We start from the raw sequence: 17512 nt of genomic DNA, 5'->3' as shown, positions 1-17512 counted from the left end.
TCATTCAGCTGCACCATGCCCACAGCTACTGCGGCGTTGGTTACGTTCAGCGGGTAGCCTGGCCTCGGATACAGACGCCAACATGGGCTTCTCGTTACCGGTCATTGGCCAATGCCAGCTCTTGGCCGAACAAAGACATTTGTTTCCCTCAGGGGTGAAGCACACCTGGGGAGCAGGCATAAAAAAACCGGCCCGCAGGCCGGCTTCCGGTAGTTCGAAAATACCCGATCAGCCCGTCAGCGGCTTGACCACGCGCTTGACGGCGGTGTCGTCGGGGTGCGGGTGGATGCTGAAGCCGAGGCTGGTCATCAGGCGGAACATCTTGGCGTTGGTCGACAGCACGTCGCCGACCACGGCGCGGTAGCCCTTCTGGCGGGCGCAGTCGATCAGGGCGGTCATCAGTTTGCGGCCAACGCCGCACTTCTGCCAGTCATCGCCGACGGCGAGCGCGAACTCGACCGATTCACCGTCCGGGTTGCCGACGTAGCGGGCGACGCCGATCTGCGATTCCTTGCCGTCATCGTCGGTCATGGTGGCGACCAGGGCCATCTCGCGGTCGTAGTCGATCTGCGTGAAGCGGACCAGCATGGTCTGCGTCAGTTCGCGCAGGGTGTCCATGAAGCGGTAGTAGCGCGATTCGTCGGACATGGCCTTGACGAATTCCTGCTCCATGTCGGCGTCTTCCGGGCGGATCGGACGGATGGTGACGACCTTGCCGTCGTTCATCTGCCATTCCTGGATCAGGTGCACCGGGTAGGGGTAGATCGACATGTGGGCGTAGCGGTCGCCGCTGGCGCCGCCGGCATGGTCGATGACGATGCGCGCGTCGGCGGCGATGGCGCCGTTCTCGTCGACGATCAGCGGGTTGAGGTCCATTTCCATGATCCACGGCAGCTCACAGACCATCTCGGAGATGCAGAGCAGGACTTCCTTGAGCGCCTCTCGGTCGACCGGCGGCATGTTGTGGAACTGGTCGAGGATCTTCGAGGCGCGGGTCGAGTCGATCAGGTCCTTGGCCAGGAACTTGTTGAGCGGCGGCAGGGCGACCGAGCGGTCGCTGAAGATCTCGACGTCGAAGCCGCCGGCGCCGAACGTGATGACCGGCCCGAAGATCGGGTCGCGGAAGACGCCGATCATCAGCTCGCGGCCGTTCGGGCGCGACAGGAAGGGCTCGATCGAGACGCCGTTGATCTTGGCATCCGGCCGGCGCTTCTGCACGGTGTCGATGATGTCGTGGTAGGCGTTGCGCACCGCCGGCGCGTTCATGATGTTGAGACGCACGCCGCCGGCGTCGGATTTGTGCGGCAGGTCGGGGGAGTCGACCTTCATGGCGACCGGGAAACCGATCTGCTCGGCGAGCAGCAGCGCCTCGGTGGCGGTGCGGGCGACCATGGTCTGTGCCACCGGCACGCGGAAGGCGCGCAGGATGGCCTTCGATTCCATTTCCGACAGCACCTTGCGCCGTTCGGCGAGCAGGGCCTCGATCAGCATCTTGGCGCCTTCGGCCTCGGGGCGGCCGTGCTGGCGCGTCGGTTCGGGCGTCTGCAGCAGCAGCTTCTGGTTGCGGTAGTACTTGGAGATGTGGTGGAACAGCTCGATCGCCGTCTCCGGCATGCGGAAGGCCGGGATGCCGGAATCCTCGAGGAACTTGCGCCCTTCGCGGACCTGGTCCTCGCCCATCCAGCAGCAGATGATCGAACGGTTGGTCTTGTCCGAAATCTCGACGATGGCCTTGGCGACTTCCATCGGTTCCGTCATCGCCTGCGGTGAAAGCATGACCAGCGTGCTGTCGACGCCCGGGTCCTGGGTGACGGTCAGGATCGTCTCGCGGTAGCGTTCGGGCGTGGCGTCGCCGGCGATGTCGATCGGGTTGCTGTGCGACCAGTTGGTCGGCAACGACTTGTTGAGCGCCGCCATCGTCTCGTTGGAGAGCTGGGCCAGCGGGATGCCGAGGTCGCCGGCGCGGTCGGCGGCCATGGCGCCCGGCCCGCCGCCGTTGGTGATGATGGCGAGGCGGTTGCCCTGCGGGCGGAACTTGGAGGCGAGCGCCTTGGCGGCATAGAACAGCTGGCCGACGTTCTGCACGCGGACGACGCCGGCGCGGCGCACTGCGGCGTCGAACACGGTGTCGGATACGGCGGCCATGCCGGAGTGGGTGGCGGCGGCCATCGAGCCGGCCTCGTGGCGGCCGGCCTTGAGCAGGATGATAGGCTTGATGCGGGCGGCGGAGCGCAGCGCGCTCATGAAGCGGCGGGCGTTGCGGATGCCCTCGACGTACATCAGGATGTAGTGCGTGCGGTTGTCGTAGATCAGGTAGTCGAGAATCTCGCCGAAATCGACGTCGGCCGTCATGCCCAGCGAAATGACCGACGAGAAGCCGACCTGGTTGCTCTTGGCCCAGTCGAGCACCGCCGAGCACATGGCGCCGGATTGCGAGACCAGCGCCAGGTTACCGGCGTTGGCGGTCATCCGGGCGAAGGTGGCGTTGAGGCCGAGGTCGGGGCGGATGATGCCGAGACAGTTGGGGCCGAGGATGCGGACGTTGTAGGAACGGGCGATTTCGAGCGTCTTGCGCTCGAGGGCAGCGCCGATATGGCCGGATTCCGAGAAGCCGGCGGTGATGATGATGACGTTGCGCACGCCGCTGCGGCCGCACTGCTCGATGATCTGCGGCACGGTCTGCGGGCGGGTGGCGATGACGGCCATCTCGACGCGGGCGCCGATTTCCTCGATCGACTTGTAGGCCTGCTGGCCCTGCACCGTCTCGTGCTTGGGATTGATGGCGTACAGCCGGCCCTTGTAGCCAGAGGCCAGGATGTTCTTGAAGATGACGTTGCCGACGGCGTTCTCGCGGTCGGAGGCGCCGATCACGGCGACCGATTTGGGTTCGAAGAGGGTGGTGAGATAGTGCTGTTCCAACATGTTCAGCCCCTTGGTTTAGGACGTTATTGTGCAGTGCACAATATTAGCACAAATGCAAGATGATTTCCATGCGGGGTATAGGGGAATACCCCTAATCGGCGAGCCGGCATTCGAGCATGACGGGTTGCGCAAGGATGCGGGCGGTCGGGCAGCGGCTGGCGATTTCCACCAGCCGGGCGCGCTGCTCGGGGCTCAAATCACCTTCCAGCGTTAGGCTGCGGACGATGCGGTCGCGGTTGACGCCGTCCACGACCAGTTTTTCGTGGGCCACCTCGACGCGGATGTGGGTCAGCACCATTTCCTTGCGCTCGGCGTACATGCGAACAGTCATCGCCGTGCACGCGCCGAGGCCGGCCATCACGAACTCGAGCGGGGCGGGGCCGGCGTCGGCGCCGCCGACGCTGACCGGCTCGTCCGCCACCAGGCGATGCTGGCCGACGATCACCTCCTGCTGGTATCTTCCCTGACCATTCTCCCGAACGACGACGCTACCCGACATGACTGCCTCCTCGAATGAAATCGCTGCGATGATACCCCCTTCGCCGTGGGTGGTGCGCCATCTGGCGCAGGTCCCGGCAGGCGGGCGGATTCTCGACCTGGCCTGCGGCAGCGGGCGCCACGCGCGCTGGTTGGCGGCGCAGGGGCGCGAGGTGTTGGCGGTGGATCGTGACCTGGCGGCATTGGCCGGGCTGCAGGGCGTGCCGGGTATCGCGGTGCTGGCGGCCGATCTCGAAACGGACGACTGGCCGCTGGCCGGCTGCCAGTTCGCCGGCGTGGTGGTGACCAACTACCTGTGGCGCCCGCGCCTGGCCGACGTGCTGGCGCTGCTGGCGCCGGGCGGTGTCCTGATCTACGAAACCTTCATGGTCGGCAACGAGGCCTGGGGCAAGCCGTCGAATCCCGCCTTCCTGCTGCGTCCTGCGGAACTGCGCGAAGTGGCGCGGGCGGCTGGACTGCGTGAGCTGGCGTTCGCGGAGGGCTATGTGGACAGCCCGAAGCCCGCCATGCGTCAGGCCATCTGCGCCGTGCGCGCGTGAGCGATGGCGCCGGCCAGCCGGGCGATGCCGGCGGCTGAGAGATCGTCGGTGGCGAACACCTGCGGGTGCTGGTAGCCGGTGAAATTCTGGTTCTGCGAACGGCGGTAGAGCGGGTCGTAGTGCTGCTCGAGCAGTTCGCGAACCAGCGTCGGCCACGCGCCGTCGTGCACGAGCTCCTGCCAGCGGGCCAGCGTTTCGCGGCTCTGCAGGTGGCGCAGCGCGTCGAGGCGCTCGGTCAGCAGGTCGGGCAGGGTCAGGAAATAGTCGTAGTCGTTCAGCAGGAAGGCCATCCGGGCGTCCAGCGAGGCGTCGACCTGCAGGCATTCGCCTTGCCGGATGCGTTCGATGAGCGCCTCCGGGACGTGCAGGTTGCCGATCTTGCGGCTCTCGGCCTCGACATACACCGGGCGCGCCGGGTCGAAGCCGGCCAGCGCCTGCAGCAGCGTCGTCTCGAACCATTTCTGGCTGGGCTGCGGCTGGCCGGGCAGGATGCCGAGCACCGAGCCCTTGTGGCTGGCCAGCGTTTCGAGGTCGAGCACCTGTTCGCCGAGCCTGCCGATTTCCTGAAGGATGCGCGTCTTGGCGCTGCCGGTGGCGCCGCAGATGACGCGCATGCGGAAGCTGGCGGGCAGCGTCGCCAGCTGGCTGACCACGTGACTGCGCCAGGTCTTGTAGCCGCCTTCGAGCTTGGTCGGGCGCCAGCCGATGGAGCGGAAGACGGTGGTCATCGCGCCGCTGCGCTCGCCGCCGCGCCAGCAGTAGATCAATGGCTTCCAGGTCTTGGGGCGATCGAGAAAGCTTGTGCGCAGGTGGCGGCCGATGTTTTCGGAAACCATGGCGGCGCCGATCTTCTTGGCCTCGAAGGGCGAGACCTGCTTGTACAGGGTGCCGACCTCGGCGCGCTGGGCGTCGTCGAGCACCGGGCAGTTGATGGCGCCGGGAATGTGGTCCTCGGCGAATTCGGCGGGGGAACGGACGTCGATGATCGTGTCGAATTCGGCGAGATCGGGCAGCGGCGGGCGGTCGGGCGTCATCTGATCATTTTAGCAGGGGCTGCAGGCTGGGCCAGACGTTGTCGAGGAGCAGCGGCTGCGCCGCGGCTGTCGGGTGCAGGTTGTCGGCCTGGAAATAGCTGCGTTCGGCAGCGACCGGCGCGAGCAGGAAATCGAGGCGGGCGCTCTTCTTCTGTTTGGCCAGCTCGGCGAAGCTGCGGTCGAATTCCTCGGCATAGGGGCCGTAGTTGGGCGGCAGGCGCATGCCGATCAGCAGCGTGCGGGCACCGGCGGCGTGGGCGGCGTCGAGCATGGCGGCGAGGTTGTCGCGCATCTGGGCGAGCGGCAGGCCGCGCAGGCCGTCGTTGGCGCCGAGGGCGATGACGACCACGGCCGGTTTGTGCTGGCGCAGCGCGTCGGGCAGGCGGGCGCGGCCGCCGGCCGTGGTTTCGCCGGAGATGGAGAGGTTGGCGACGCTATAATCGAGGCGCTTTTCCGCCAGCCGCTGGCCGAGCAGCGACGGCCAGGCCTGTTCGGGGCGGATGCCGTAGCCGGCGGAAAGCGAGTCGCCCATGACCAGGATGGTGCGGGCGGCAAGCGCCGGGGCGCTGGAAAAGAGCAGGGCAAACAGGAGCAGGGCGATCCGCATGATGGAAAAACCGGTGGTTGAAGTTCAGGGGCTGGGCAAGACGGTCGACAACGGCGGCGAGCCGCTGACGATTCTGCAGGATATTTCCTTCACGGTCATGCCTGGCGAAACGGTGGCCATCGTCGGCGCCTCGGGGTCGGGGAAATCGACCCTGCTTGGTCTCCTGGCCGGGCTGGATGTTCCCACGGCCGGCGAAATCCGTCTCGACGGCGTTGCACTGGCGGCGCTCGACGAGGACCAACGGGCGCGCCAGCGCGGCAAGCTCCTCGGCTTCGTCTTTCAGTCCTTCCAGTTGCTGCCGTCGCTGACGGCGCTGGAAAACGTCATGCTGCCGCTGGAATTGGCCGGTTTTCGGGCGTCGACCGCAACCGCCCGCGAATGGCTGGTGCGCGTCGGGCTGGAACACCGGCTCAAGCATTATCCGAAGCACCTGTCCGGCGGCGAGCAGCAAAGGGTGGCGCTGGCCCGCGCCTTCGCGCCAAATCCGCGGCTGGTGCTGGCCGACGAGCCGACCGGCAACCTCGACGCTGCGACCGGCCAGCAGATCATCGAGATGATGTTCGACCTCAACGCTAAGCAGGGCACGACGCTGGTTCTCGTCACCCACGACGAGGCGATCGCCGCGCGCTGCCGGCGCGTGCTGCGGATTCAGTCGGGGCGGCTGGGCTGATCCGGACGAGTGGTGCTGGCGTCGGTGACGCGGCCGCGCGGGCCGTGGGTGACGTAGAGCACCTGCGCCGACTGCCAGGCGGCCAGACGTTCCGGGTCGAGGGCGAGGCCGGTCGCCAGCCGGTCGACGCCCAGCGGCCGCCAGCGCTCGTCGGGCTTGCCGATGCGCGGCCTGATCTTCTCCCAGACGAAGCGCAGGGTGAGCAGGCCAAGGGCAAGACCGACCACGGTGGGCAGGATATGGATCAGCGAGAGAAACGAATGGAGGCTGACCTGGCTCGGAAAATAGATCTCCGGCAGGTTGTAGCCGAGGAGGCGGCCGAGCGCCGCGAGAAACGGAATCCACATCGCCAGCCAGAGCAGCCAGGCGAGGATCGTGGCGAACAGCCCGAACGCCCGCCGCACCGGGTGGGCGAGGTCGGGCCGCTCGATGATCAGCGGGAGGCGTCGGGTTTGATGCCGCGGTCGGGACTCGTCCATCGTGCGCGCTTTTCAGTGTCTCGGAGAAGGATCTTTGGCAGGGCCGCGACCGAAGTCGCGGCGGTGATGACCCAGTAGATCGCCGGATACCAGATCATCCAGAAGTAGTTTTTCAGCAGCCCGCGGTCGTAGGGGCGGTCGAGCACCAGGCTGAGCATGATCTGCAGCATGCAGGTGGTACCGATCAGCAGGCCGGCCCAGCCGAGCATCAGGATCGGGACGCTCTGCAGGTCTACCTTGAAAAAGACCAGGTCGATTCCCCGGTAGACTGCCAGCAGCGCGAACAGGCAGGCCCACAGGATGCTCATCGCATACTCGATGCAGAGCGGCCAGAGGCGAAGGTTTTTCAGCGAAAACAGCTGCGGCAGATAGTCGAGCAGCACCTGGGTGCCGCCCATCGACCAGCGCAGGCGCTGTTTCCACAGACCGCCGAGGGTTTCCGGCATGAGGATCCAGCACAGGGCGCGCGGCTCGAAGCGGACTTCCCAGCCGGTGAGCTGCAGTTTCCAGGAAATATCGACGTCCTCGGTCAGCTTTTCCGGGCTCCAGTAGCCGACTTCGTGCAGGGCGCTGCGGCGGAAGGCGGTGATGACGCCGGAGACGGTGAAGATGAGCCCGACCGAACGCTGGGCGCGCTTGATCAGGCCGACGATGGACGAGAACTCGCCGACCTGGATGCGCCCGAGCAGGGTCGAGCGGTTGCGCACGCGCGGATTGCCGGTGACGGCGCCGACCGCATGGTCGTCGAAATGGCGGACCAGCCAGTGCAGCGAATGGGGGTCGAGGCGGGCGTCGCCATCGATGCCGATGAGGATTTCCGCCCTGGTCAGCAGGGCGGCGGTGTTGAGGCCGACGGCCTTGCCCTGGTTTTCCAACTGATGCACGACGCGCAGCTTCGGGTAACGGACGGCCAGTGCGTTGAGAATCTCGCCGGTGCGGTCCTTGCTGCCGTCGTTGATGGCGATAACCTCGAAATTCGGGTATTCGAGTTCCATCAGGGCTTCGATGGTTTCCTCGGCGTGCGCCTCCTCGTTGTAGCAGGGGACGAGGACAGCGATCAGTGGGTAGTCGGCGCGCTGTGGCGGCTGGTCGACGATGCGGTGCGGTCGACGCTCGAAACGCAGGTAAAACGCGATGCCGCCGATCATCCAGAGCACCGACATCAGGACCGGGTAGAAGAAGACGTAGGCGAGGATGGCGCCCCAGACGTCGCCGAGCAGGATGGGCAGCGGTGTCATCGCAGTTGCGGCTGCCAGCGCAGCGAGAGCGAGGGGAAGATGGGGCCCATCAGGCTTTCCGGGAAGCCGGCGACGCCGAACTGGCGGAAGCCGTCGGCTTCGAGGCGGTTCATGCGGCGGGCGACGCTGGCAGGCGGCAGCGCCGGGTCGAATTCGAAAAGGACGCGCCCGGCCATTTCCCGCGGCACGGCAGCGATGTTCTCCTCGCTCGCCGGGAGCACGAGCAGGTCGCCAGCGCGCAGGTGCGCCCATTGTGCCTGCGTCGGCGGCTGGTCGACGGCGTAGGCCATCTGCAGCGGCCAGACCCAGCGCCCGGCGGCCTGGCGGATGCGCTCGGCGGCGGCGCTGTCGGGCGCGGCGCGCACGCGCAGGCCGGCGAAATTGACCTGGCGGGCGAGGTCGGCGACCAGTTCCGGTTCGTCCAGCCAGGCGGCAGGCAGGTCGATGAAGACCGGGACGCCGGCCCGGCGCTCGGTCTGCCAGGCGATATGGTTCAGCTGGTCGATGGCGACGGGCCGCAGATTTGTCGGAAACAGGGCCATTTCACGGCCGTCGCGGATAACGGCCGGCCGCACGAAGGCGATGTTGGGGCTCAACGTCAGCAGGCGGTCGAGGGTCGGCGACAGGCCGTCCTCGCCGGGCGGCCAAGTGCCGGGATCGACCTCGACGCTGCGCGCCGGGCTCGGGTCCCAAGTGACGCGCAGCATTTCGGCGAAGGCCTGGAGCGACGGGCTGTTCTCGATCAGCTGGCGCTTCCAGACGGCCGTCGGCGTCGCGGCATCGTTGAAGCCGTCGATCAGCGTCAGGCCGATGGGCATGCCCAACTGCGCGGCGACTTCCTGGGCGGCCCGGTTGCTGCGCCCGTAGGGCCAGACGATGATGCGCGGCGCCTTGCCGGTGTGCTGGCTGATGCTGTCGCGGAGATCGGCGCGCAGGCGGGTGAGGTAGGCGGCGTCGTCCTCGTAGCGGCCGTTGGCATACAGACGCGTGGTCGCTGCCGGCTGGGTGTTGCCCTGCGGGTTGGCGAGGATGCCGTGGTGCAGATCGTAGGAATGCGAGGCGACCTCGATCAGCCCCGAGGTCTGCATTTCGCGCACCTGGTCCCAGTTGAGGAACTTGCCGCGCGGGACGGGCTTGCCGTCGTAGTCGACCATCTGGCCGTCCGGCACGTCCATCCATTTGCCGACCAGGGCGATCACCGCCGGATAGTTGAACAGTTTGAGCAGCGGGAAGGCGCGGGTGTAGACATCGAGAAAACCGTCGTCGAAGGTCAGCAGGATGGCGTTGGGCGGCAGCGGCGGGCCGCCGGCGCGGGCGGCGAGGATCTGGTCGACACTGACCGGGTGGTAGTCGTTGGCCTGGAGCCAGGCGAACTGGCGGGCGAGGTCGCTGGCGCGGACGGCGGTCGGCGTCATCGGCTCGTTATCGGCGAGCACCTCGTGGTAGCTGAGGGCCATGAAGCGGGCGTCGGCGGCCGTTGCCAGCGCGGCGGCGAGCGCCAGCAGGGCGGCGAGGAGGGAGCGGATCAGAAGCGCCATAGCAGGACCAGGTTGGCGAAGGTGCGCCCTTCGCGTTCGCCGTCGTAGGGGCGCAGCATACGACCGATGCCGTAGCGCAGCGAAAGGTCGCGGTCGAGTTCCCAGCGGTGGCTGTATTCGATGGCCTCGATGGCGCCGGCGTCGTAGCCTTCCTGCCAGTAGGTGCCGCCGGTCAGCGCCAGGCGCTGGCGGAAGGCGTGGTCGTAGCTGCGCCAGGTGAGGTTTTCGACGGCTGCGGTCAACCACAGCGAACGGTCGCTTTTCGGGTTGAAGTAATTGACGCTGGTATCCAGCGAATTGCGCGAGGCGTCGGCGCCTAGAATGGTCTCGAACATCCATTTGGGGCCGCTGGCCCAGCGCTCGAACCACGCGGCGTTGACGCCGGTGCGCAGGTTGCCGTCGGAGAAGTCGCTGGAATAGACCCCGAGCGCGAGCTTGCGCGACTCGTGTTGGCGCCAGTCAGCGCCGACGCTGAGGCGGCTGGCGTAGACGCCGTCGGCGACGGCGCGCAGCGGAATCTGGTTGGTCACGCTTTCGGCGGCGCCGTAAAAGGTCCAGGTGTCGTCCGGCTTCCAGCGCACGGTGCCGGTGGCGCCGGCCTTGACCCCGCTGCCGCCGTTGACCTCGCCGGTCAGCCGCCAGCCGAGGTGGCGCCATTCGGCGCCGGCGCCGGTGCGGATCCAGGTCTGGTTCTCGCCGTAGAAATCGGCGCTGGCGGAATAGTTGTGGGCGAAGACGCGCCAGTTCTCGGCGATCGGGCGGCTGTAGAGAAAACTGTCGATCGACCAGTCGCGGCTGCCGAAGTAATTGACGTCCTGTCCCTCGCCGTAGCCGGCTTCGACATAGAGTTCGTAGCTGTCGTACAGCTCGTAGCTGCGGCTGGCGCGGCGCACGGCGCCGTTGTCCGGGTCGAGGCCGGCGGCGTAGTCGAGGGCGGCGCGGGCGGCCGACCAGTCCTGCAGGGTCAGGCGGTTTTCCGAAAGGTCGGCGTGCAGCGCCGGGTTGATCGGGTCGGAGCCGAGCGTGCGGCGCAGCATCTCGTCGCCCTGCTGCGGCCAGCCGCGGGCCAGGGCGAGGCTGGCGGACGACTGGCGCGCCTCGCTGTTGTAGGGGATGGCGTCGTGGCGGGCGTCGATGCGCGCCTGTGCTTCGGCGAGGCGGTCGGCGAAGAGGCGGACGCGGTCGGCGGTGATGTCGGCGCTCAGGCGTTCGCCGTTGTAGCGGCCGTCGAGGTGGCGGCGTTCCGGCAGACGCGCGGCGTAGCGGTCGATGTGTTCGGTGGCGGCGTCGAGCTGCTCGGTCTCGACCAGCGCGTAGAAGAGGCCGAGATTGGCGTCGAAATCGTCCGGGTTGGCGTCGACCGCCCGTTGGTAGAGGGCCAGCGCCTCCTGCGGGCGGCGCAGTTCGAGGTAGCTGCCGGCGATGTCGCGTTCGGCCCATAGCGGCACCGGAATGTCGCGCTGGCGCAGCGATTCGTAGAGCACGACCGCGTCGGCGGCGCGGCGGCGGGCGGCCAGCGCGCTGAGGCGGTCGGTCAGGCGGCGCTGGTCTTCGGCATCCGGCGCCTTGCCGGCGAAGAATTCGGCAGCGAGCGGGTCGGTTGCGGTCAACGCCTTGTCGAGGAGGAAAAAGCGCTCCGGTCCGCGCAGGGTGTTGCGGTCGACGATGCCGTAGCGGATGTCGAGGGCGATGCGGTCGCCTTCCATCGCCCGCCGTTCGTCGGCGGAGAGCGGCGCTTCCAGCGCCGCGGCCTGCGCGAACAGGCCGAGGCGCATGGCGGCGACCCAGGCGGCCTTGCGCGCTTCGCGGTTATCCGGTTGCTGCTTCAGGAGGGCGAGCTGGCGGCCGAGTTCGACGGCCCAGTCGTCGCCGACGACCGCCGGGGCCGGCGCCGGGGCGGCGTACCTTGCCTTCGGCGGCAGTACCCAGTCCTCGCCGGCGTCGGCAACCGCGGCGGTCAGGCCGACGGCGAGCAACAGGACGGAGTGCAGGCGTTTCATGACGCTGGATTATAGTCGTTTCCGAGCACGGCATGGGCAGCGCGTCGGCCGCTGCGCACGGCGCCTTCGAGCGTTGCCGGATACTCGGCCCAGGTGTAGTCGCCGGCGCGCAGGATGCGCGGGTCGGGCGTCCGGTGATCGGGGCGTGTGAGGTTCGGGCGGCAGGCGAAGGTGGCGCGCCTTTCGCAGATGACCTTGTGCCAGGTCGGCGGCGTCGGCAGGGCGAGTTCGGCGACGAGGGCGGCGACCAGTTCGGCTTCGCCGAGCGCTTCCCAGGCGCCGTGGCCGCTGAGTACGCAGGCGAGCAGGCCCCTGCCGCGGTCGACGACCCACTGGCCGTAGTTTCCGGACTGCTTGCGCAGGGGAAAGGCGAGGCCGGTTGTTGCCGCGAACTGGACGTAGACCGTGACGATCGGCTCGTAAGCGAAACCGGCGGCGAGCGCCGGCCACAGTTGGCCGGCATGCTGCGGCGCGGTGGCGACGATGGCTGAATCGTGGATTTCGCCATCGACCGCGATGCCATGCGGCAACGGGGCGAGGTTGGCGACACGGTGGCCGAGGCGCAACGTCGCACCGTTGGCCGCGAGCCAGCCTGTCGCCGGTTCCGGCAGCAGTTGGCCAAGGTCGACGCTCGGCAGCAGCAGATCGGTGTCTTCGCGCCGCGCACTGCCCAGGCTGTCGCGCAGCACATTGGCGAAAACCTGGGCCGAGGCTCGCTCGGCGGGAATGTTCAGTGCGGCGAGGCAGAGCGGTTCCCACAGGTGGCGGCGCAAGGCGCCGGTCTGGCCGGCGGCGTCCAGCCATTCGGCAACGCTGAGCTCGCGCGGCAAACGGAAACGGCGGGCCTTGATGCGCTGCATCCACCAGGCGGTGGACAGCTTCTCGCGCCAGCCGACGCCTTCTGCCGCCAGCAATCCCCAGGCGACGTTGAGCGGCGCCGGCCAGCGCGGCAGGGCGAGGCGGAAGGCGCCGGGGTCGACTACCTGCAGGGGGCGCCGGTCGAATGCGCTTTCCGGGTCGGCGCCGACCTGGCGCATCAGGGCCAGCGTGTCGCGGTAGGCGCCGAGCAGGATGTGCTGGCCGTTGTCCAGCGTTCGGGCGTCGATGTTGATCGCACGGGCGCGGCCGCCGAGGACGCGGCCGGCTTCGTACAGGGTGGTGGTGGCGCCGCCGGCCGTCAGTTCGACGGCGGCGGCGATTCCCGCCCAGCCGCCGCCGATGACGGCGACCTTCATGCGAAGGCCCAGGTCTTCCAGGCGATCCAGAGCTTGCGCACCGGTGTCAGGGCGATGCGCTGATGCAGGACCTGGAAGTTCTCGCGCCGGATTTCGTCGAGCAGGGTGCGGTAGATGGCGGCCATGATCAGGCCGGGGCGCTGGCTCTTGCGGTCGACCGCCGGCAACTGGGCAAATGCCTGCGCGTAGTAGTACTCGGCGCGGTCGGCCTGGAACTGCATCAGGGCGGTGAAGTTGTCCGAGTATTTGCCGTTCAGGATGTCGGCGGCCGGCACGTTGAACTGCTTCAGTTCGTCCATCGGGATGTAGATGCGGCCGCGCCGGGCGTCCTCGCCGATGTCGCGGATGATGTTGGTGAGTTGGAAGGCCATGCCGAGATCGTGCGCGTATTTCCGGGTCTGCCGGTCCTTGAAGCCGAAAATTTCGGCGGCGAGGAGCCCGACGACGCTGGCGACGCGGTAGCAGTAGAGCGAGAGGCCCTTGAAGTCGGGGTAGCGCGACTGCTGGAGGTCCATTTCCATGCCGTCAATGATTTCCAGCAGTTGCTCGGCGGGCAGGTCGAACTGGCCGCTGACCCCTTTCAGCGCCTGGCCGACCGGATGCTGCGGCTGGCCGTCGGCGATGCGCCCGATTTCCTGGCGCCACCACGTGAGCTTGGTCGAGGCAAGCGATATGTCGTGGCATTCGTCGACCACGTCATCGACTTCACGGCAGAAGGCGTAGAGCGCCATGATGGCGCGACGGCGCTCGGCGGGCAGGAACAGGAAGCTGTAATAGAAGGAAGAACCGCTGGCGGCGCACTTCTCCTGGCAATATTGGTCGGGATTCATGGGGTCACATTGTAAGGGAACGGCCGGCGAGAACCAGCCAGTCCCGTTTGCCGAGCTTGGGCCGGCGCGTGAAGACGTCGCCGCGCACCCGGCGCAGGCGTTCCAGGATGCGCAGCCCGCCCTGCACGGTGAGGCGGATCTCCCAGCCGAGCCGGCCGGGCAGGGCATGGACAAGCGGGGCGCCGCGTTCCATCAGCGCGCCGGCGCGGTCGATCTGGAAATCCATCAGCGCCGCCCAGTTGGCCGACCAGCGGGCGGCGGCGATGTCGGCCTCGCCGACCCGGAAGCGCCGGAGGTCGGTCTGCGGGATGTAAACCCGGTCCTTTTGCCAGTCGACCGCAACATCCTGCCAGAAGTTGATCAACTGCAGCGCCGTGCAGATGCAGTCGGACTGAACGAGCTGTTCCGGCGCCGTGCGCCCGAACAGGTGCAGGACCAGGCGGCCGACCGGGTTGGCCGAGCGCCGGCAGTAGTCGAGCAGTTCCGCGTAGTCTGCGTAGCGCTTCTTGACGACATCCTGGGCGAAGGCGTCGAGCAGATCGTGGAACAGCTGGACGGGCAGGGCGTGCCGGCGGATGACTTCGGCCAGCGCGACGAACAGCGGCGTCAGCGGCGTCGTTCCGGCGGCGATGCGATCGAGTTCCGCCTGGTAAGCGGCCAGGCCGGCCAGCCGCTCCTCCGGCGCCGCATCGCCTTCGTCGGCGATGTCGTCGGCGCTGCGGGCGAAACGGTAGATCACCTCGATCGGCCGGCGCAGGGGCGCGGGCACGAGAAAGGAGGCGACGGGGAAGTTTTCGTAGTGATCGACAGGCATCGGCCGCGGAGTATAGGGTCAGGGCGCAGGCGGTGGTAGAATCCGCCCGCCGGCCCAGGTGGCGAAATTGGTAGACGCACCAGATTTAGGTTCTGGCGCCGCAAGGTGTGGGGGTTCGAGTCCCTTCCTGGGCACCATAAAAATGTTATTAATCATATTGTTTTGTTGATTTTTTAATCTGATTTATAACATCACTTGCCGAGCACTTCGCTCATGAAACGGGCGAACGGCAGGCGGAATCCGGCGGCATTCATGTGCCCGCCGCCGCCGTAGCGGATGGCGATTTCCGCGACATCGAAATTCCCCTTGGATCTTGCCGAGCACTTGACGTCGCCGTCGGCGTCGAGTTGCCAGACCAGCCCGAAGGTGCCGCTGCGTTCGGCGAGCAGGTTGCCGACTTCCGATGCGAACAACACGCTGGCATTGATCGCCAGGCCGTCGATGGCGCGCCACGCGAAGCCCACGTCGACCACGGTTGGCAGGCCGTGGCGCAAGGCCTGCAGGGGATCGAGCGGCTCGCCGCGCAGCCGCGCCGGCATGACGAGGCGGCTACCGGCGAGACGCTCGACCTCGCCCTGAAAGAAGCGCTCGATGGCCTGCCCGTCGGCAAGCAGGCTCCGGTAGCGCGGGGCGTCCGGGTCTGCTGCGTGGCGGATCAGGTCGTCCCAGGCCGCGAAATCGAAAGCCAGCAGACGCAGCGAGCGGCTGACCGCGCGCGTGCCGGGGAGGGCGAAGCGCCACAGGTCCATGTCTTCGACGTGCCTCAGGACGAGGGGTAGCGGTTCGGCGGGATGAAAATATTCCCAGGCCAGCCGGGCGCCCGCTTTGCCGAGGTCGAAAACGATGGTCAACGGCAACGCCGGATGCCGGTAGCGTTCGCTGCCATCCGGCGCCTTGCTCAGGCGGTCTGCCCACGGCTGGCGCGCCGAGGCATGGTGGTCGATCTGGACGACCGAGCTCGCCAGTCCGGCCATGGCCTCGAGAACGTCCGGCGGGAAGGAGAAGTCGAGGATATAGACCGCGTGCCCGGCGATCTCGGCCATTTCCCACGGTTGACCGTGATGCAGCGGGCGATACGCGGCGCCGTCGCCGAAGCGCCGCCAGGCGGCGTAGGCCGCGCCGAAGCCGTCCGGGCAGTCGGCATGGTAAAGGACGGTGACCGGTGGGGCGGGCACGGGGTCAGTAATGGGGTGGCAATTCGTCGCGCAGGCTGCGCTGCTCGGCGGGGGCGTCGGCCTGTACCTGCTCGCGCAGGGCTTTCAGCTGGGTGGCGAGCAGGTCGATCTGCTGTTGCTGGCGAAAGACGGTCCGGTTCAGTTCGTCGACCACATCCTCCGTGTAGGCGAGCTTGATCTCGAGTTCGGTGATGCGCGAATCCATGTCGCTTTCCCGGTTCATTTCTCGTTGCGCCAGTCGCGCAGGGTTTCCTTGCGCGGCGGCAGGTTCGTCTTGTCCGACCCGCGGTCGCGGATCAGCGGCAGCGCCGCGCCCAGGACAAACAAAAAGCATATCGCCAGGACGATCCATCCCTCGTTCATTGCACATCTCCCGGAAAACGCGGCATCTTACTGTGATTCGTGCACGTCGTCGCGCCAGCTTTGGTATCTTTCGGCCATTGTTACCCGGATGCCGACAGTCATGGAAATCTCCGCCCAATCGAGCGCGCTGGCGCAGGACCTGCTCGCCTTCATCGATGCCAGCCCCAGTCCGTGGCATGCGGTGCAGACGGTGGCCGAGCGCCTGCGCGGCGCCGGCTTCGTTCCGCTGCGCGAGGACGAACGCTGGCAGCTGGCGGCCGGCGGGCGCTACTACGTCGTGCGCGGAGGCGCCTCGATCATCGCCTTCGTTGCCGGCAGCGCCGCGCTGTCCGCAAGCGGCTTCCGCCTGGTCGGCGCGCATACCGATTCGCCGGGCCTGCGGCTGAAGCCCCGGGCATTGCAGGCCGGCGACGGTCTGTTGCGCCTCGGCGTCGAAGTCTACGGCGGGCCGATCCTCGCCACCTTCGCCGACCGTGACCTGGGCCTCGCCGGGCGCGTCGCCGTGCGCGGCGTCGACAGCCCGGTGCTGCGCCTGGTGCGCTTCGGCGAACCGTTGCTGCGCCTGCCGAACCTGGCGATCCACATGAACCGCGAGGTCAACGAGAACGGCCTCAAGTTCAACAAGCAGACCGAGCTGCCGCTGGTGCTCGGCCTTGCCGGCGCCGGCAAGGCCGACGAGGGGTGCTTCCGCGCGCTGCTGGCGGCGCGCCTGGCGGTGGCGCCCGACGACATCCTCAGCTGGGAGCTCAATGCCTACGACACGCAGCCGGGTGCCTTCTGGGGCGCCAGCAAGGAATTCGTCGCCGACGGCCAACTCGACAACCTCGCCTCCTGCCATGCCGGACTGTGTGCCCTGCTGGCGGCGGATAGCCCGCGGACGACCAACGTCTGCGCCTTCTTCGACCACGAGGAGGTGGGCAGCGAGAGCGCGACCGGCGCCGGCGGAAGTTTCGTCGCCGACGTGTTGCGGCGGGTCGCCGCCAGTCTCGGGCTGGACGACGAGTCCTATCGCTGTGCGCTGGCCCGCAGCTTCGTCATCAGCGCCGACATGGCGCATGCCTATCACCCGAATTTCCCCAACGCCTACGAACCTGCACATCGTGTTGCGGTCAACGGCGGTCCGGTGATTAAAATCAACGCCAACCAGCGCTACAGCACTGGCGCCGACAGTGCGGCGCGTTTCATCCTGTTCTGCGAGAAGGCCGGGGTGCCGTACCAGCATTACGCGCATCGCACCGATCTCGGTTGCGGCAGCACGATCGGCCCGATCGTCGCTGCCGGTCTCGGTGTTGCCAGTGTCGATGTCGGGTCGCCGATGTGGGCCATGCACAGTGCCCGCGAGAGCGCCGGCGTGCTCGATCACGGCTACATGATCGGCGCATTGAGCGCGGCGTTTTCGGATTGAGGCGACGATAAGCGGATTTCCGGCAAAACCTGTTGACTTGCCTCCGGACATCCTTATAATGCGCGCTTCTTCAGGCGGTTAGCTCAGTTGGTTAGAGCGCCACGTTGACATCGTGGAGGTCGTTGGTTCGATTCCAATACCGCCTACCAAATACCTGACGGGGTT

General features: G+C 67.4%; 17 protein-coding genes and 2 tRNA genes. 5 read left to right on the top strand and 14 right to left on the bottom strand.

All coding sequences use genetic code 11. The features are described from left to right. Positions 1-228 precede the first annotated feature (228 nt). A complete protein-coding gene (locus tag GH660_RS17295) occupies positions 229-2922 on the bottom strand; it encodes a bifunctional acetate--CoA ligase family protein/GNAT family N-acetyltransferase (protein ID WP_153148004.1) in 2694 nt (897 codons plus the stop codon). A gap of 91 nt (positions 2923-3013) precedes the next feature. Beyond that, positions 3014-3421 (bottom strand): OsmC family protein, encoded by a 408-nt coding sequence (locus GH660_RS17290; RefSeq protein WP_153148003.1) that lies wholly within the window; start codon positions 3419-3421, stop codon positions 3014-3016. 28 nt (positions 3422-3449) lie between these two features. On the opposite strand from GH660_RS17290, the gene GH660_RS17285 reads away from it, so the two are divergent. Next, complete coding sequence (locus GH660_RS17285; RefSeq protein WP_153148002.1) at positions 3450-3959, top strand: bifunctional 2-polyprenyl-6-hydroxyphenol methylase/3-demethylubiquinol 3-O-methyltransferase UbiG; 510 nt, start codon at positions 3450-3452, stop codon at positions 3957-3959. Here GH660_RS17285 and mnmH read toward each other — a convergent pair. Together mnmH and GH660_RS17275 are read right to left on the bottom strand one after the other, a co-directional pair. Continuing rightward, on the bottom strand, positions 3932-4993 hold the full coding sequence (gene mnmH, locus GH660_RS17280; protein ID WP_153148001.1) for a tRNA 2-selenouridine(34) synthase MnmH: 1062 nt from the start codon (positions 4991-4993) through the stop codon (positions 3932-3934). The genes GH660_RS17285 and mnmH overlap by 28 nt on opposite strands. 4 nt (positions 4994-4997) lie before the next feature. Continuing rightward, positions 4998-5600, bottom strand: coding sequence for an arylesterase (locus tag GH660_RS17275; RefSeq protein ID WP_153148000.1), 603 nt, complete (start codon positions 5598-5600; stop codon positions 4998-5000). On the opposite strand from GH660_RS17275, the gene GH660_RS17270 reads away from it, so the two are divergent. Continuing rightward, complete coding sequence (locus GH660_RS17270; protein ID WP_153147999.1) at positions 5599-6270, top strand: ABC transporter ATP-binding protein; 672 nt, start codon at positions 5599-5601, stop codon at positions 6268-6270. The two genes, GH660_RS17275 and GH660_RS17270, sit on opposite strands and share 2 nt — an antisense overlap. Here GH660_RS17270 and pgaD read toward each other — a convergent pair. From pgaD to hpnC, 7 genes are read right to left on the bottom strand one after another with little or no spacing between them, the layout of a single operon-like run. Further along, positions 6249-6749, bottom strand: coding sequence for a poly-beta-1,6-N-acetyl-D-glucosamine biosynthesis protein PgaD (gene pgaD, locus GH660_RS17265; protein ID WP_153147998.1), 501 nt, complete (start codon positions 6747-6749; stop codon positions 6249-6251). The two genes, GH660_RS17270 and pgaD, sit on opposite strands and share 22 nt — an antisense overlap. Then, positions 6704-7987: a poly-beta-1,6-N-acetyl-D-glucosamine synthase gene (gene pgaC, locus GH660_RS17260; RefSeq protein ID WP_153147997.1), complete on the bottom strand. Its 1284-nt coding sequence runs from the start codon at positions 7985-7987 to the stop codon at positions 6704-6706. Before pgaC ends, pgaD begins: the two co-directional genes overlap by 46 nt. Further along, on the bottom strand, positions 7984-9525 hold the full coding sequence (pgaB, locus tag GH660_RS17255) for a poly-beta-1,6-N-acetyl-D-glucosamine N-deacetylase PgaB (protein ID WP_153147996.1): 1542 nt from the start codon (positions 9523-9525) through the stop codon (positions 7984-7986). The genes pgaC and pgaB overlap by 4 nt, the downstream gene beginning before the upstream one ends. Beyond that, positions 9513-11525, bottom strand: a complete 2013-nt coding sequence (gene pgaA / locus GH660_RS17250) for a poly-beta-1,6 N-acetyl-D-glucosamine export porin PgaA (protein ID WP_153147995.1) — start codon at positions 11523-11525, stop codon at positions 9513-9515. The genes pgaB and pgaA overlap by 13 nt, the downstream gene beginning before the upstream one ends. Beyond that, positions 11522-12760 (bottom strand): hydroxysqualene dehydroxylase HpnE, encoded by a 1239-nt coding sequence (gene hpnE, locus GH660_RS17245; protein WP_153147994.1) that lies wholly within the window; start codon positions 12758-12760, stop codon positions 11522-11524. Before hpnE ends, pgaA begins: the two co-directional genes overlap by 4 nt. Further along, positions 12757-13590, bottom strand: a complete 834-nt coding sequence (gene hpnD, locus GH660_RS17240; RefSeq protein ID WP_153147993.1) for a presqualene diphosphate synthase HpnD — start codon at positions 13588-13590, stop codon at positions 12757-12759. The genes hpnE and hpnD overlap by 4 nt, the downstream gene beginning before the upstream one ends. A 4-nt stretch (positions 13591-13594) precedes the next feature. After that, the gene (gene hpnC / locus GH660_RS17235; RefSeq protein WP_153147992.1) at positions 13595-14404 is read right to left on the bottom strand and encodes a squalene synthase HpnC; all 810 of its coding nucleotides are present in this window, start codon (positions 14402-14404) and stop codon (positions 13595-13597) included. 52 nt (positions 14405-14456) lie between these two features. On the opposite strand from hpnC, the gene GH660_RS17230 reads away from it, so the two are divergent. Continuing rightward, a tRNA-Leu gene (locus tag GH660_RS17230) sits at positions 14457-14541 on the top strand. A gap of 54 nt (positions 14542-14595) precedes the next feature. Here the strand turns inward: GH660_RS17230 and GH660_RS17225 are convergent. The 3 genes from GH660_RS17225 to GH660_RS17215 are packed head-to-tail and all read right to left on the bottom strand — an operon-like array spanning position 14596 to position 15942. Further along, positions 14596-15579, bottom strand: coding sequence for a DHHA1 domain-containing protein (locus tag GH660_RS17225; RefSeq protein ID WP_153147991.1), 984 nt, complete (start codon positions 15577-15579; stop codon positions 14596-14598). Between the two features lie 4 nt (positions 15580-15583). Continuing rightward, entirely contained in the window at positions 15584-15784 is a 201-nt protein-coding gene (locus GH660_RS17220) for a SlyX family protein (RefSeq protein WP_153147990.1), read from the bottom strand. Positions 15785-15798: 14 nt separating this feature from the next. Further along, a complete protein-coding gene (locus tag GH660_RS17215; protein ID WP_153147989.1) occupies positions 15799-15942 on the bottom strand; it encodes a hypothetical protein in 144 nt (47 codons plus the stop codon). A gap of 100 nt (positions 15943-16042) precedes the next feature. Between GH660_RS17215 and GH660_RS17210 the strand changes: the two genes are divergently transcribed. Next, positions 16043-17347: a M18 family aminopeptidase gene (locus GH660_RS17210; RefSeq protein ID WP_153147988.1), complete on the top strand. Its 1305-nt coding sequence runs from the start codon at positions 16043-16045 to the stop codon at positions 17345-17347. A gap of 72 nt (positions 17348-17419) precedes the next feature. Further along, positions 17420-17496: transfer RNA gene (locus tag GH660_RS17205), tRNA-Val, on the top strand. Positions 17497-17512: the final 16 nt, after the last annotated feature.

Origin of the sequence: Dechloromonas sp. H13 (genome assembly GCF_009469615.1) — a bacterium.
In the GTDB taxonomy this organism is placed as follows: Bacteria; Pseudomonadota; Gammaproteobacteria; order Burkholderiales; family Rhodocyclaceae; genus Azonexus.
The sequence above is the reverse complement of the archived record's forward strand: the minus strand, read 5'-3'. Positions and strand labels throughout refer to the sequence as shown.

Coding starts and splice junctions, on each gene's coding strand:
- GH660_RS17295 (WP_153148004.1), bottom strand. CDS start 2,922: ATGTTGGAACAGCACTATCTCACCACCCTCTTCGAACCCAAATCGGTC.
- GH660_RS17290 (WP_153148003.1), bottom strand. CDS start 3,421: ATGTCGGGTAGCGTCGTCGTTCGGGAGAATGGTCAGGGAAGATACCAG.
- GH660_RS17285 (WP_153148002.1), top strand. CDS start 3,450: ATGATACCCCCTTCGCCGTGGGTGGTGCGCCATCTGGCGCAGGTCCCG.
- mnmH (WP_153148001.1), bottom strand. CDS start 4,993: ATGACGCCCGACCGCCCGCCGCTGCCCGATCTCGCCGAATTCGACACG.
- GH660_RS17270 (WP_153147999.1), top strand. CDS start 5,599: ATGATGGAAAAACCGGTGGTTGAAGTTCAGGGGCTGGGCAAGACGGTC.
- GH660_RS17275 (WP_153148000.1), bottom strand. CDS start 5,600: ATGCGGATCGCCCTGCTCCTGTTTGCCCTGCTCTTTTCCAGCGCCCCG.
- pgaD (WP_153147998.1), bottom strand. CDS start 6,749: ATGGACGAGTCCCGACCGCGGCATCAAACCCGACGCCTCCCGCTGATC.
- pgaC (WP_153147997.1), bottom strand. CDS start 7,987: ATGACACCGCTGCCCATCCTGCTCGGCGACGTCTGGGGCGCCATCCTC.
- pgaB (WP_153147996.1), bottom strand. CDS start 9,525: ATGGCGCTTCTGATCCGCTCCCTCCTCGCCGCCCTGCTGGCGCTCGCC.
- pgaA (WP_153147995.1), bottom strand. CDS start 11,525: ATGAAACGCCTGCACTCCGTCCTGTTGCTCGCCGTCGGCCTGACCGCC.
- hpnE (WP_153147994.1), bottom strand. CDS start 12,760: ATGAAGGTCGCCGTCATCGGCGGCGGCTGGGCGGGAATCGCCGCCGCC.
- hpnD (WP_153147993.1), bottom strand. CDS start 13,590: ATGAATCCCGACCAATATTGCCAGGAGAAGTGCGCCGCCAGCGGTTCT.
- hpnC (WP_153147992.1), bottom strand. CDS start 14,404: ATGCCTGTCGATCACTACGAAAACTTCCCCGTCGCCTCCTTTCTCGTG.
- GH660_RS17220 (WP_153147990.1), bottom strand. CDS start 15,784: ATGGATTCGCGCATCACCGAACTCGAGATCAAGCTCGCCTACACGGAG.
- GH660_RS17215 (WP_153147989.1), bottom strand. CDS start 15,942: ATGAACGAGGGATGGATCGTCCTGGCGATATGCTTTTTGTTTGTCCTG.
- GH660_RS17210 (WP_153147988.1), top strand. CDS start 16,043: ATGGAAATCTCCGCCCAATCGAGCGCGCTGGCGCAGGACCTGCTCGCC.